Source organism: Paenibacillus sp. FSL H8-0175 (assembly GCF_045040615.1).
In the GTDB taxonomy this organism is placed as follows: domain Bacteria; phylum Bacillota; class Bacilli; order Paenibacillales; family Paenibacillaceae; genus Paenibacillus_AQ; species Paenibacillus_AQ odorifer.
Genome location: NZ_CP150299.1, coordinates 2,701,190 through 2,714,597, shown reverse-complemented (window position 1 = coordinate 2,714,597; position 13,408 = coordinate 2,701,190). Strand labels below are relative to the sequence as shown.

Here is a 13,408-nt window from a genome sequence, read left to right as displayed (position 1 = left end):
ATTACACCTGCCAGCTATTTTTTTGTGCCAGTGCGATCAATGCAGCACAGCAATTCTCAGTTCCGCTTAAAGTCCTCAGCTTGGACCTATAATGCCCGCGAAGCTCAGCCAAATTATCGTTCAACGCTGTCTCAACAATCTTACGGATACGGCTTGGTCTGAATGCTTGAACGGGTAGTTTATAAGTGAGCCCAAGATTTTGGAGCTGCGTACAATTATAGTCCCGTTCAAAATGTTGACCGGGAATGGTTATGCTCGGAAGTCCATGCAGCATTGTCGTAAGCATAGTATCTTGTCCGCCATGAAAGATTACCAGAGCTGCTTCCGGCATAATTTCAGCAGCCGGGATAAACCAATGGAATTGAATATTGTCGGTATGGTCAGGAAGCGCCTTAAGCTCATAATGAAATCCGCATAAACAGGCAACACGGTAGGGTTGCTTGTCAAAGATCTCTTTGACAAGCTCAATATAAATTAAAGGGGGAATGGCACTAACGCTTAAATAAATAAAAATTAGCGGCTTGTCCTGCCAGTCCGGATGCCACTGCAGATTTGAAGATTGTCTTGCCTCCAAATCCAGAATGTAACCGGCGAAATCGCACTCCTTCAACGCAGCCAGCTCCGGCTCCAGTTCCGGTAGTGTCGGTGCCATTTTAATCGTTGCTCTTGAAAATAATAATTCAGCCAGATTGGAAACAGAATCCAGTGAATAATCCGCCAACACCTCGTTAAAAGCGGCGATAGCTTTGGCAGATCCCGGATACTGTAGGTTGGCCGGGAAGGCTGGATGGCTTGGCCAGCTCGCAATCATCAAAGCGGGAATCTGGGCCACGGCAGCTGAAATGGAAGCACTCGGACGAGACTCGGCAAATATAGCGTTGGGTTTAAAAGCCTGTATCGCCTTCAGTTCAGCCTCAACCGCTTGACGGATAAAGCCCGATTCTGCCATCCCTGTCCACTCCACATAATCGGCAGCACTGCGAACATCTCCGGAATTCGCTGAAGGAAGCGGAATCGGATAGTCATAAACCTGAAAGCCGTTGGCTCGGACAAATTCAGCAAGCTTGCCGCCAATCACAAAGCTGACCGTGCAACCTTGGCTTTGCAGAACCTTGGCAATGCCCAGCGTTTTGCTTACTGATCCTACAGAACCGGAGCTAGGGGGGCTTGGAAGAAGCATAATTCTTGGCGGACTCACAAACTATTCACCTCGCTTCTATTGGACATTTCTTCGATTAAATAAGGAATCGCATGGGCGTAAGTAGGGTATGCCAGCCGTACATCGGCATTCTTTTTTATCTTTTCGTTTCCCATACGTACGGAAAGGGCGCGTAAACCATGTATACTTAGTCTGATACGCTCAGTGACAGCCTCAGGAGAAATCCATTGTATTTCAGACAGTTGAGCATATTTCCGAACCTCTTTTATCAATTCCTCCTGTGTTAGAGGAAGATCATCACTCACGTTATAAATCTCTTGAACAATAAGATTGCTCCAGGCCAACTGCATCATTGAAATAACATCGTCAATATGCACTTTAGATGAGTAACTGCGTCCGTTCCCCAGCATCTGAGTGCAGCGCATTAATTGCCGGATATAATTATGCTCAAGCGGGCCGTACACTTCAGCGATCCTGAGAATGATATAAGAAAATTTCGCATGGGTGCAGTATTGCTGGACCAGCTGCTCCATTTCGAGTGTAATTCTTCCAAATGGATGAACGGGATGGCACAGTACAGATTCATCGGCCACACAAACGTTGTCGCTTCCATATACAGCCCCATTGCTTGCCACAATGAACTTGCCATACGTTCCGCTGCGCAAAAGTTGGTCCAGCAGATTCCGCGTCCCCTCTACATAAAGCTGCCTCATCCGGGACACAGAACCAGAATGTTTGCCGGCAAGATGATAGACGACATCAATATCCTCCCCTATGCCATCCATCGTTTCAGGGTTCAGAACGTCGCCTACCCACAGTTCCATACCCAATTCTGCAAGTGTTTCGCCAACGCCTTTTTCCTTCGGCAATACAAGCCCTCTGACAGCATGTCCCTGTTCCAGTAAACTGCTTGTTAACCTGCTCCCGATAAAACCGCTGCAACCTGTCACCAGAAATCTCATGGCGTCAGGATGTGACTGGCTGCTTGATTCTGATTTCTCAGCTTCTTCCCATAGCGACCCTTGGGAATGTTATCTGTCCACTTGATTACTCTAGGCACCTTATATGCCGCAAGTCTCGCTGAACAGAATCTGATAATATCATCGGCTGATACCTGGGCATCCAGCGGCACAATCTCCGCAATCAGCTTGCTGCCATAGTATTTATCGGAAACACCATATACAAGTGCTTCTTTAATGCCGTTATGGAGCAGCAGGACTTGTTCAATCTCTGCCGGATTTACCAAATGTCCGCCGACATTGATGTTATCAGAAAGCCGCCCCGACAAATACAGATACCCAGCCTCATCCAACCTTCCCAGATCACCCGTACGTACCCAACCCTGTTTAAAGACCTCTGCCTGCAACTCTGGCTGCCCGTAATACCCGCACGATATATGAGCGCCGCTGACCCATATCTCTCCCTCCTCTCCATGAGCAACTTCGTGCCCCTCCGGGTCAAGCAGCCGAATAGAAACTCCCAGATGTGGCTGTCCCACCGAATCTCTGATCAGTTCTTGCTCATTTGAAGGATTATAGGCAATTGCCCCACCTTCGGATGAACAGAACAATGAACGGATAGACTTGCCCGATAGCTTATAAAAGTCATTAAAAGTCGCTGCGTCCAGATGGGCAGAACAGCTGATGCACAGTCTCACTTTATCCCAAGCTACACTTGAGGATGACACGACTGACTCATTAAGCAAGGCATACATATAGGGAACCGCAAAAAGTATCGTTACCTCTTTGCGATTGATCTGCTCGCAAATTCTAGCAGGCATTGTTCCCTTCGACATGATTAATGTAGCACCGGCACAGAGGACCGGTAGGACTACAGTGGTTAGCGTCGCGGGCAGCCACGGCGAAATCGGTGTGAACAGCTTGTCGTTTGCAGTAATCTCAAGCCCTCTACAGATAGCCATTACATTATTGTAGATGGCCCGATGGCTGAACTGTACACATTTAGGCGGTCCAGTCGTTCCTGAGGTATAAAAATTCAAAGCAATATCTTCATCAGACTGCTTATCTGCCTGTAAAAAAAGCGTTGCAGTCCTAAAAATAAACATCGGTACTCTGAGTACGAGCTCAAGCTGACTGCTGCCCTCCGAATCAATTGGATCGCAAATTAAATACTGACAATGGCTTGACGAGTGCATTCTCTCCAGTTCCGGTAAGTTCTTCACAGGTTCAAATGGGATCGGAACGGCTCCCGTATGCCAGCATGCAAGCCACAGCATGATAAAAGCAGATTTGTCTGCAACGGCTAAGGCAACTCTGTGCCCGGGCCGGATCCCCGCGAGATCCAGCTTCTCACTACTGTGCTCCAGTTCCTGCCGTAGCTCTTCATAAGAGATCGTTGATCCTTCATAATCAATGGCCGTAAGTCCTCGATTATTCAAGCAATTGAAATAAATCAAATCAAATATGGAAGAAGTGTCCACTTAGAATCCTCCTCAGCTTGAAGCACTTGCATATTTTTTCACTGCTCGTTTAAAAAACGCACTGGCTAACATTAGCAAAACCGCAGCTAGCAAGCTGCCTCCGAATAAATAGGACAGGCTTACCCTGCCCACTAATGCTTCTGCAGGAATGGAAACGATAAAGGCGACAGGAACGATCCAGGTAAGCGCCAATTGGATTGGTTTCTGATATACATTGACCGGAAATCTACCCATCTGCATGATACTGTCGAATATACTCAACATCGGACTTCCGGCATACCAAAACGCCAAAGAGCTTAATAATAGCAGTATTGAGTACAACAGCAGTAAAGCATTGCAAATGGCCCATACAAACATCAGACAAGTGGATATTCCTATCGCTTCTTGCATTTGAGAAACGCCAAGCACCATCACCGCTACTCCCACCATAACATCAAACAGATTAAGCGGAGACCAGTATCTCGTGCTCACATAAAATTGGGTCTCAATCGGTTTAAGCAGTGTTAAATCAAATCCTCCAGTCCATAGCTCCCCTTCCATCCCGGCTAATGAGCCAAGGCTTGGACCAACAAATAGATTTTTCATTGCCAAAATAAAATAGTAAACGCCCGATAATGCCAGCGTATCCGCAAAAGTCCAACTGTTAAGCGAATTTGTGTTGGAAAAGAGGATCGCGATCCCGCCAATCGTCCCGGTTAAATTAATTGCGGTATACAAAATTTTGATTAGAAAGTCACCGCGGAATGACGCTTCCTTTAGAAGCGCTGTAGAGAAAAACAATCTCAGCAAACGCATATATCTCAGCATGTTCCCTACCCTCCCACGGCCATGTATGCACGAATCCCTTTTTTCCACACTAAACGGTTACATAATATGATAACGACCGCCCAAATGAATTGAACAATTATGCCAAAAACAAGCTGTGAATGATCCAACTTTCCAAGGGAAAACTCTATCGGAAAGCTGATCATATATTGAAAAGGCAAATAATCCGAGATATCCTGCATAAATCCCGGAAGCAACGACGAAGGCGCTACCTGTCCGGCCAGCAAAAATACCAGGGTGTCGTTAATAGAAAGCAAGGACTTGATTTTATTGGTGAAAAATGCAAACAGGGAAAGTGTATAGGCCAGCATAAATCTGATTATTTGAGCCATGAGAAGAAGATAAACGGCCACCAGCAAGTCCAGACCGGATATAGCCAGTCTGAAGTTCAAAAAAATGGCAGCCACGCCGGCAACAAATATAACAAAAGGCATACAGACGATTTTGACAGCCAAATCTGACGCAACCACATCGTAAAAAGGCGATATCGGCCTCAACAATACAATCGACATCTTGCCGCCATAGATTTGATCGCCGACCGTCCAGTGTGAGGTAGGGTAGGTCAGCTGGTTCACAAGAATTAACAGAATATAATACCTCACAAAATCCTGCTGAGTGAACCCGGTTATGCTCCCATCCCCCGCAGCAACGGTCCAAACAAACATATAGATGATAGGTCCCATCATCCAACCAAGCGTCAATGTCCAGAAAAACCCTTTCTCAGCCATAAACCCGAACATAGTCCTACGTATCAGCGCAAAGCCTCCGCGAAAATTCAAAGGAGCCTCCCCTCTCGATACACTTCATCAATTACAGAATCGATTGGAGCATCATTGATTGTTACATTTCCAATGCAATAGCTATTAAAGATTTCTGAAACAATCTCAGGTACAGCTTCCTTCTGAATCTTAAACAATACGTAGCTTTCCGCAAGCTCCATGACCTGCAAGCTGTCAGTAAACTTCTCCTTTAGCTCTTCAATTGTGCCCGTTACGTCTTCATCCATAAAACTGACTTTGAGAATGCGGTAGGGAGCTATTTTACCGCTCAGCTGCTCCAGAGATCCGTCGTATAACAGCTTGCCTTGATTGATCAGTACAACCCGTTTACAAAGGGAAGAAATATCCTCCATATAGTGACTGGTAAGCAGGATGGTTGTCTCATGTTTTTGGTTATACTCCTTGATAAAACTGCGAAGCCGCAGCTGCATGCTGACATCTAGCCCCAAAGTAGGCTCATCCAAAAACAATACACGTGGCTGGTGTAACAACGCTGCTGTTAATTCACACTTGGAGCGTTCTCCCAAAGAGAGATTCCGCGCCTGATTCTTAAGCAGATGCCCTATATCCAGCAGTTCTTTTAGCTCATTGAGTCTTTGTTTAAAATCAGCATCAGAGACCCCGTATATTTCCTTCATCACAAAGAAAGAGTCCTCGACCGTAATATCCCAGGTTAACGTCGATTTGTTCCCCATTACCATACTGATGTTGCGCAGAAACTTATGTTGGCGTTCCCACGGTTTGAAGCCATAGACGGAAATGTCGCCTGATGTCGGATACAGGATACCGGAGAGCATCTTCAGCGTGGTTGTCTTTCCCGCGCCGTTAGGTCCGATGAACCCGACAATTTCTCCCGGCTCAACCCTGAGGTCGATACCTTTTACCGCCTCAACTTCGTTGTATTCCATTTTGATCAGACTTTTAAACGCATGCTTTAACCCATGTTCTCTTACAGGGACGCGATAGACCTTTCTCAGATTATCAATAATAATGCCCTCTTTCATTGCTGCCCCCTTAACTCTGCGACCACACTTAAGAATACAGCCAAAACATAATCGATCTGCTCATCAGTCAAATTGGGATAAATCGGCAAGCAGATATGACGCCGACAATAATCATCCGCTAGCGGATATTCCCCACTGAACTGTAGGGAAGCAGCGATCGGCTGCCTATGAAGCGGCGTTGCATATACCTCCCCTTGGAGCGAAACGCCTTTCTCCTTGAGTCTGTCCTTCAAATCGGAACTATCAACGTCCAAAGGCACTATAACAATGTACTTATACCAACTGCATCTGTCCTGCGGCATCACAATCTCGAAATCAGGAAGATTTTTCGTAAAGAAGGAAGTATAACGGTTGGCGATCGCTTCCCGTTGTTCAATGATCGCGTCGAGTCGCTCAAACTGGGTAAGCGCTATCGTAGCTGTGATATCACTCATTCGATAATTGTTGCCAAGCGAGGTGTGGTAAGTCTCCCAGGGCTGGGGCTTGCCATGATTGCGGAACATTCGCAGCTTCTCAGCCATTGAATGATCGTTTGTGACAATGATCCCTCCTTCCCCCGAGGTAATGATTTTCGTGGCAAAAAAGGAATAACTTCCGGCAATTCCGAAAGCTCCCGCACCTTTTCCAGCCATCCTGCTGCCATGTGCATGAGCGGCATCTTCAAATAACCAGAGCCCCTGCTCATCGCACCATTGCCTGATTTCTTCAATCTCCGGTGTAACAATTCCGCCAATATGTACGATAATAACCCCTCGGGTACGACTTGTGGCCTGCTTCTTTATTTCAGCCAGCGACACCGAGAATGTACGGGGATCAATATCAACAAGGCGAACATGCCCTCCGGCAAACAGGACACTGGAAGCCGTGGCAATAAACGTATTTGCCGGAACCAGCACTTCCTGCCCCTTTACTTCGAGCACTCTCATTACCGCTTCAATCGCACTTGTACCCGAATTAACCGCAATGGCATGAGTAACTCCTACATACCGGGCAAAACGTTCCTCCAGCTCCTGTACATACCTACCCTGACTCAACGCTCCTCTCGACAGACAATCATCAATTCGCTCCATAATGATACGCCGCTCCTGCTCAGAAAATGCAATATCGAGTGCGGGTACATCCATAACACCTTGTGTCAACTGCATGACGAACCTCCTCTACCAGTCATAGACTACAGTTTTCCCTTCAAAAAAGCCTTCCGCCGCTTGCCTGATAAATTGCTCCATATGTTCCGCATGAATATGTTGGGCAATTAGGCTGGTTACTTCAAGCTCTTGCTTCCCAATTCTGCGAGAGATTTCCTGAATACGGTCATGCGTTATGGATTCCTTAAGTATTCCAGGTCTTGTCAGATCAATAAATTGTATGTGCTGGTCTGGTGGATCGTTTTTTAAAGCCGAATGCCGTTGAACCTGCGAGAGCAGGTCCGAATCAAGTGCAACAATGGCTCTCTCCTCGCAGTCCCACACACCGCTATTTAACCCGGCCCAAATCTCATCCTTGGCCTCCTTCTTTTCAACACTGAAGCTCAAATCTTCATCCTGCTCAAGCAACCTTAATAAAAGCTTTCCTAGCAGTCCCATTCCCCACAGTTCCACCGTTTTAATGCCTTCATCTGCCAGCTCTTCACACACATTTAGTGCCACACAAAACATAGGAACAAACGCAGCTGTCACAGGGTCTAAGTCGTTGGAAATAAAGATCTGACCATCCACCCCACTGTGCAGAGGGACACATACATCCTTTGTATAATGAGGAGAAAACACAAGAGCTTGGCCTACGCGATGCTCTGCTCCAAGCCCCGCTTTAGTCACTACTCCGACACTGGAGTAAGGATAATGCCCTGGTAAATGGCATGCCCCATGAAAAAGCTGCAAGCAGGATGGGTCCTTTACCGTTCCCGTTAAAGTAAAACGGTTGGTAATGAACAATTCATTAGGACCCGGTTCCGCCTTGCGAGCAGTGGTGAAGTGTACACTAGGCTGAGGCCCCGATTCAGTGAACTTATTGTACATAGCCGAAATAACCGTCTCCTTACTGTTTATATATGGTCAGGTATCCAGGTATAACGTCCGCCCACCATAGGCGAGTGGAAATTCGGCATCCAGCCATGTGCTGTAAACTCGCCAGCCGAGTCGAAACCAACCACAAGCATCGCCTTTCCTTCATATTTGCCGTTGGTAATCCACATCTTTGTCCTTATATCCGGTGTTTGTCCTGTCAGATGCCTCATGCGGGCGACAAATACCAGATACCGCTCCAGACTCATTCCCAATTTTCCGGTTTTCTTGTATGTACGCTGTATTTCCACAGCCGTCCGATCCAGCATATCCGGTTCGGTTGTCCGCGGAACGGTGAACCAGAAATCCTCAATTTCCGGAGTTGCTGCGACCAGTTCACTCTCCAGCGCCCAATTGCGGATATTAAACAAGCAGCCTAATTGCTTGCGACTGACGCCTTGGGGAACACATAAAATGATCTCGTTTCTTCGGTCCGCTTCTTCTAATTCTTCTCTCGTAAACTGCGGCATCCGAAGTGAAAATTTTCGCTGGATGATATATTCGATTCCTAATGTTCTGTACCAATTCTCCATCTCGCTCCGGATGTATTCCGGAGAATATGTGTCGTGGACATCACTTTGAAACCTGAACATATCCTCCTTCTGAAGCAAGTGCTCATCGAGCATGACGCCAATCGTATGCAGCGTTTGTTGTCTTAATAGCTCCTTCTCAATCATCGCCCAACCTCCTGTACTGTGTTCAATGCCGACAATATTTCAGGTATGACTGTAAAAAGATCGCCTACGATCCCATATGTGGAGTAATCAAAGATAGGTGCATTGCGATCCGTATTTATTGCAATTATCGTCTCCGAATGATGCATCCCAACCTTATGCTGCACTGCCCCAGACACTCCGCAGGCAATGTACAGTTTGGGCTTGACCATTTTACCTGTCAGTCCGACTTGATGCATACTATCCATCCATCCACATTCTACAAGCGGTCTGGTAACCGCTACTTTCCCCCCAAGCGCATCGGCGAGCGCATAGATTAAACGAAGATTGTCTGCGTTTTGAATGCCTCTCCCGGCAGCAACAATAATTTCTGTAGTCTCGATGTTCTCCTTGCCCGCGGCTTCTTCAATTACTCCCATAAACTGCAGGACTGAGGAAGAGCAAGAATACTGGGAGCTTAGATCAACAATCTTGCCCTGCACGACGTGTGCGGTCTCAGCAGCGGAATAAAAATTGGTTTTTACAGTTGCCATTTGCGGCCGTCTTGCCGGTATTTTTATCTCAGCGAATTGCTCGCCCATTTGCGTCGGTCTGGTAATAATAAAATCCCCATGATCCGGTCCCATCTTCAAATCGATGCAATCGGCGCATAGCCCCGTCCGCAGGCGGACTGCAACTCTGGGGAAAATAGACCTCCCCCATGCGGTAGCCATACCTAGCACGACAGACGGTCTTTGATCCCGGAGCACCGCAGAAATCAAATTATAATGAATATCTTCGGCGTAACGCTGTATGCCCGGTTTGTTCACCATCCACACTTCATTTACTCCCCATTGAAGCAGACGCTGGGCTAGGTCTTCTATACGCTCTCCGACCACCAAAGCACAAATGCGCTGGGCTCTCATAGCCTGCAGCTGTTTTGCTGCGCTAACCAGTTCCGGAAAATATGAAGAGAGCGCGCCTTCAGCATGTTCCACAACAAGGCAAATACCTTCATGCTCAGGGTACGGTTGTCTGGTCTCCTGTACCCTGTCTTTCATTATAATGGCTTGGTTAGGACAGCAAGACGTGCAGACTGAGCAATAAGTACATGCCGCAACGTCGATACGCAAGCCCTCATCCTCATCTTTGATTGCAGCCGCGGGACAGCGTTTTAAACACAGGAGGCAATATGTGCATTGTTCCTGATCAATCCTAATCATCCACTTCTAACCTCGCTGATTTTGCTGATTATCGGCTCCAATACCCGTAGATATTCATCGCTTTCTAGCAAAATCCCCTTTCTTTCGGAGTGCTGTTCGTACACTGAAACTACTTCAGTAGCCGAGCCTGCCAAACCAACCGTCTGTGGGTCAAGGCCAAGGTCATGACAGGACCATACCAGAATATCCTTGGTTCTGGCATGCAATTTGGCAGCAATTGTTAGCGGTTTCAACTCAGAGACGGCTGTCATTCCACCAATACTCAATACTGCCGGAAGCCGGCAAGACTGTCTGGTTGTTACCCCTTCGTCATGCTGGCGGTGGAACAATACCTCATCAGTCGAAATATCCTCAAACCGTGTTACATTTATCGCGTGGGGGATATCTAGATACTCGCCGATTCCCGGACCTACCTGACCGGTATCACTGTCGGTTGAATGGCTGCCGGTCAGAACCAGATCACATCCACCAAGCTTCTCAACAGCACGAGCCAGTACCAGCGATGTCGCCAATGTATCCGAACCGGCAAAAGAAGCGTCGCTGAGCAGGACAGCCTCATCGATCCCATAACCCATGAACTCCTGTAGAACCGTTTTACAACCGGGAGGGGCCATGGAAATAAGAGTTACATTAGCATTACAGCTATTCTTCAGCTCCAATGCCACATGGATGGCTTGCCGGTCCGGATAGTTTAGCTCAAAGGTTGCCTTCGGTGGCGGTGAGGCCGAGATCTTACGGCCATCATCAATGCCACGCACATTGTATTTGTTCACGTGTGCAATAAACTTTAAACAAACCACTATTCGCAATATATCGCTCCCCCCATCACATTCTGCAGCTTTTTTACCAGAGAAACGTATGCCAAAATGTTTCCAAAAGTACTATTCTTCGCCAGATTACCACTTCCCTTTATTATCATAATATGATTATCATCACATAATTGGAATGAACAATTATTATAGTATAATAATGTCATTTATTTCATTTTTATTTAAATATAATGGAAATATGGAGGTGTAAATTGAGTAAAATTACTTTACCCGTTTCCGATCCACTAATAAATACTTCCAACACTTATGGGACTTTGTTTTCTATTATTTCTTCGGATAACCGCATATGGCCCTGGGTTTATTCCAACTTCATTCAGCTGAGATATGTAACGGATTGGGAAACTTACTTTTTTGACAATCATGAGCTTCTTGTTGATTATTGCCCATTTCTCAATAAGTTCATATTGCCTAGAACCATCATTTCCAAGTGGTCTTCCTTTACGGATTTCGTTGTAGACTCTATCAACGGCGATTGCTATGTATGGTGCCATCTCGACCGGTACTTTATATCTGCATATCAGGAGTTCGGCCAAGAGCACCGTTTTCACGAGACATTAATTTACGGCTACGATCTTGATCGCCAAACAGTCTGCATTCGGGACAATATTACGGGCGGTAAATTTATGACCGCTCAATGCACCTTTTCCGAACTGGAATCTGCCTTTGACTATCTGTGCAGAGAAGAAAATTTTATTACGCGTGTAACTTTGCTTAGCAAAATCGATGCAGAATTTGATTTAAACGTCGAACAGATTGTCGACAGCTTGCAGCGATATCTATCCTCCAAGCGCACATTTGATTTTATTAACCATACCACTACCAGCATTTATGGACAAAGTGTGTACCAACACCTCATTTATCAAATGGAGCACCCTAAAGAGGATGACCCTGAGCTTGACATTAGAGCTTATCATTTGCTGTGGGAGCATAAGAAGCTTATGGTTTTAAGAGTTAAATATCTCCAACAAATAGAACTCCTGATGCAATGCAACCGATGGATTGAACGTTGTACTGAGCTTGAAGAACGTTCTCTTCTGAACAGAAATATGGTGCTTCGGTATAATCTGTCCATGGACCCCAAGGTGCTAGACGCACTCAAACATTCTCTGTTGACCATACAAACAGACGAAGCCAAATTATTGGGCGAAATAATAAGCGCGCTCGGCTCCAAGGGATGAATTGGAGAATTAGCAGCAGTTGGAGGGACAATTATGCAGACGTTGCAGACGTTAGAAATGGAATATTACTATAATTCTGCAGGGGAGCCTATTGCAGAGGTACAGTCACTGGGAAACTGCTATACCCGTAATATTTTTTTCATGCTAAAAAGGTATGTCAATGACTCTAGCGTATTGTACAAGATGTTTTTAGATGATTTTAATCTGAAATTAGTTACCCATACTGACAGTGACCAGTTTGAATTAAGCTTGAACGAGATCAAAGATCCCGAGGATTATATAACAGTCGCTAATAAACATACTTTTAGCAACAATGCAGAGGCAGCCATCCAGACGATAGAGACACTGTTAGCAAATAACGAAGTCGTATTTGTCAATACGTTAATGAAACGAGTCCCCTTTTATAGAACATTTGAATTAAGCCCGGCTCTGGAAACAGATCATATTGTGGATGGGCATATATTTTTGATCCTAGGGCAGACGGCAACTGATTTTTATTTCTTGGACAATTATATAAATTACAACAAAGAGTATTTCAAGCCTTATCCGCATAACAAAAATATCGGTCAAGATGCCAAAACTTCGTTTATGGATGCCTACAATCGGCAGTTTTCCTGTTTCACAGTGCATCCTAATCAAGATGAGCTTGCTGAATTGCCAGCCCGAGCCTCGCTCATTTTAAGAACCGCGCTATCGAATTATTATAAGCCGCCCTCTTGTACCGAAGGACGCCTGGAATATATCGGACGATCAGCTATCCAGGAACTGAACAATCTGTTTGCAAGTGGACGCTTCATCCTCAATACAAAGATTTCAAACCGCCCCCATGACCTTTACTCTTTAACCCGGACGACGCTCACCCGTCATTCAGATAGAAAAAAAGTATTGCTATTGCTGCTGAATTCCTTAGCGAATCCTAATGCTCTCAGCGATGTCATTCATTATGCTCGGCAAAGCATCGAACAATGGGAACTTTTAAGGAATGTTATGACCAGGCAGTATATCATGAATGAATTTACACTTACTGACCAGATGGAAGAATACATGGCCTATGTCCTTCATGCGGAAGACCTGTTTTATCATTCCATTGAAAAAAACATCGATAACTTATGCCAAATATAGGATATAAGCGTAACGCCTCATCCTAGAAAAAAAGAGACTTGTCAAATAGACAGGTCTCTTTAAAGTATTTACCGCATTGCCACTTATCACGGCTAATAACAACTTCGCTAACGACATGGAAGGAACGGAGGGTCC

General features: G+C 45.8%; 13 protein-coding genes and 1 pseudogene. 2 read left to right on the top strand and 12 right to left on the bottom strand.

All coding sequences use genetic code 11. The features are described 5' to 3' along the window. Position 1: 1 nt before the first annotated feature. The 12 genes and pseudogenes from MHH46_RS11670 to MHH46_RS11615 form a co-directional block, all read right to left on the bottom strand. Positions 2–1,198 carry a glycosyltransferase gene (locus MHH46_RS11670; protein ID WP_076129933.1) on the bottom strand — a complete coding sequence of 399 codons (1,197 nt, stop codon included), beginning with the start codon at positions 1,196–1,198 and terminating at the stop codon, positions 2–4. After that, positions 1,195–2,121, bottom strand: coding sequence for an NAD(P)-dependent oxidoreductase (locus tag MHH46_RS11665; protein ID WP_076189795.1), 927 nt, complete (start codon positions 2,119–2,121; stop codon positions 1,195–1,197). The genes MHH46_RS11670 and MHH46_RS11665 overlap by 4 nt, the downstream gene beginning before the upstream one ends. Continuing rightward, complete coding sequence (locus MHH46_RS11660; RefSeq protein ID WP_076189794.1) at positions 2,118–3,599, bottom strand: class I adenylate-forming enzyme family protein; 1,482 nt, start codon at positions 3,597–3,599, stop codon at positions 2,118–2,120. Before MHH46_RS11660 ends, MHH46_RS11665 begins: the two co-directional genes overlap by 4 nt. Before the next feature lie 12 nt (positions 3,600–3,611). After that, positions 3,612–4,406, bottom strand: coding sequence for an ABC transporter permease (locus MHH46_RS11655; RefSeq protein ID WP_036685913.1), 795 nt, complete (start codon positions 4,404–4,406; stop codon positions 3,612–3,614). Between the two features lie 5 nt (positions 4,407–4,411). Further along, a complete protein-coding gene (locus MHH46_RS11650) occupies positions 4,412–5,203 on the bottom strand; it encodes an ABC-2 family transporter protein (protein WP_038570104.1) in 792 nt (263 codons plus the stop codon). Beyond that, positions 5,200–6,207 (bottom strand): ATP-binding cassette domain-containing protein, encoded by a 1,008-nt coding sequence (locus MHH46_RS11645; RefSeq protein ID WP_076129930.1) that lies wholly within the window; start codon positions 6,205–6,207, stop codon positions 5,200–5,202. Before MHH46_RS11645 ends, MHH46_RS11650 begins: the two co-directional genes overlap by 4 nt. Further along, positions 6,204–7,352, bottom strand: coding sequence for a DegT/DnrJ/EryC1/StrS aminotransferase family protein (locus tag MHH46_RS11640; RefSeq protein WP_218641646.1), 1,149 nt, complete (start codon positions 7,350–7,352; stop codon positions 6,204–6,206). The genes MHH46_RS11645 and MHH46_RS11640 overlap by 4 nt, the downstream gene beginning before the upstream one ends. 12 nt (positions 7,353–7,364) lie before the next feature. Continuing rightward, positions 7,365–8,222 carry a hypothetical protein gene (locus MHH46_RS11635; RefSeq protein ID WP_076129929.1) on the bottom strand — a complete coding sequence of 286 codons (858 nt, stop codon included), beginning with the start codon at positions 8,220–8,222 and terminating at the stop codon, positions 7,365–7,367. Positions 8,223–8,248: 26 nt separating this feature from the next. Beyond that, positions 8,249–8,944, bottom strand: coding sequence for a hypothetical protein (locus MHH46_RS11630; RefSeq protein WP_036685905.1), 696 nt, complete (start codon positions 8,942–8,944; stop codon positions 8,249–8,251). Beyond that, positions 8,941–9,981 (bottom strand): electron transfer flavoprotein subunit alpha/FixB family protein, encoded by a 1,041-nt coding sequence (locus MHH46_RS11625; protein ID WP_256716612.1) that lies wholly within the window; start codon positions 9,979–9,981, stop codon positions 8,941–8,943. The genes MHH46_RS11630 and MHH46_RS11625 overlap by 4 nt, the downstream gene beginning before the upstream one ends. A 75-nt stretch (positions 9,982–10,056) precedes the next feature. Continuing rightward, positions 10,057–10,143, bottom strand: a pseudogene (locus tag MHH46_RS11620) (4Fe-4S binding protein); the annotation flags it as partial. Beyond that, the gene (locus MHH46_RS11615; RefSeq protein WP_341165025.1) at positions 10,140–10,916 is read right to left on the bottom strand and encodes an electron transfer flavoprotein subunit beta/FixA family protein; all 777 of its coding nucleotides are present in this window, start codon (positions 10,914–10,916) and stop codon (positions 10,140–10,142) included. The pseudogene MHH46_RS11620 and the gene MHH46_RS11615, both read right to left, overlap by 4 nt. 248 nt (positions 10,917–11,164) lie before the next feature. Between MHH46_RS11615 and MHH46_RS11610 the strand changes: the two genes are divergently transcribed. Together MHH46_RS11610 and MHH46_RS11605 are read left to right on the top strand one after the other, a co-directional pair. After that, entirely contained in the window at positions 11,165–12,151 is a 987-nt protein-coding gene (locus MHH46_RS11610; RefSeq protein ID WP_076129926.1) for a hypothetical protein, read from the top strand. Positions 12,152–12,184: 33 nt separating this feature from the next. Beyond that, entirely contained in the window at positions 12,185–13,273 is a 1,089-nt protein-coding gene (locus MHH46_RS11605) for a hypothetical protein (protein ID WP_076129925.1), read from the top strand. The last annotated feature ends 135 nt before the right edge of the window (positions 13,274–13,408 follow it).

What these genes read in the sequence shown, in the direction of transcription:
- MHH46_RS11665 (WP_076189795.1), bottom strand. Translation starts at nt 2,121, where the DNA reads ATGAGATTTCTGGTGACAGGTTGCAGCGGTTTTATCGGGAGCAGGTTA.
- MHH46_RS11655 (WP_036685913.1), bottom strand. Translation starts at nt 4,406, where the DNA reads ATGCTGAGATATATGCGTTTGCTGAGATTGTTTTTCTCTACAGCGCTT.
- MHH46_RS11645 (WP_076129930.1), bottom strand. Translation starts at nt 6,207, where the DNA reads ATGAAAGAGGGCATTATTATTGATAATCTGAGAAAGGTCTATCGCGTC.
- MHH46_RS11640 (WP_218641646.1), bottom strand. Translation starts at nt 7,352, where the DNA reads ATGCAGTTGACACAAGGTGTTATGGATGTACCCGCACTCGATATTGCA.
- MHH46_RS11635 (WP_076129929.1), bottom strand. Translation starts at nt 8,222, where the DNA reads ATGTACAATAAGTTCACTGAATCGGGGCCTCAGCCTAGTGTACACTTC.
- MHH46_RS11630 (WP_036685905.1), bottom strand. Translation starts at nt 8,944, where the DNA reads ATGATTGAGAAGGAGCTATTAAGACAACAAACGCTGCATACGATTGGC.
- MHH46_RS11625 (WP_256716612.1), bottom strand. Translation starts at nt 9,981, where the DNA reads ATGAAAGACAGGGTACAGGAGACCAGACAACCGTACCCTGAGCATGAA.
- MHH46_RS11605 (WP_076129925.1), top strand. Translation starts at nt 12,185, where the DNA reads ATGCAGACGTTGCAGACGTTAGAAATGGAATATTACTATAATTCTGCA.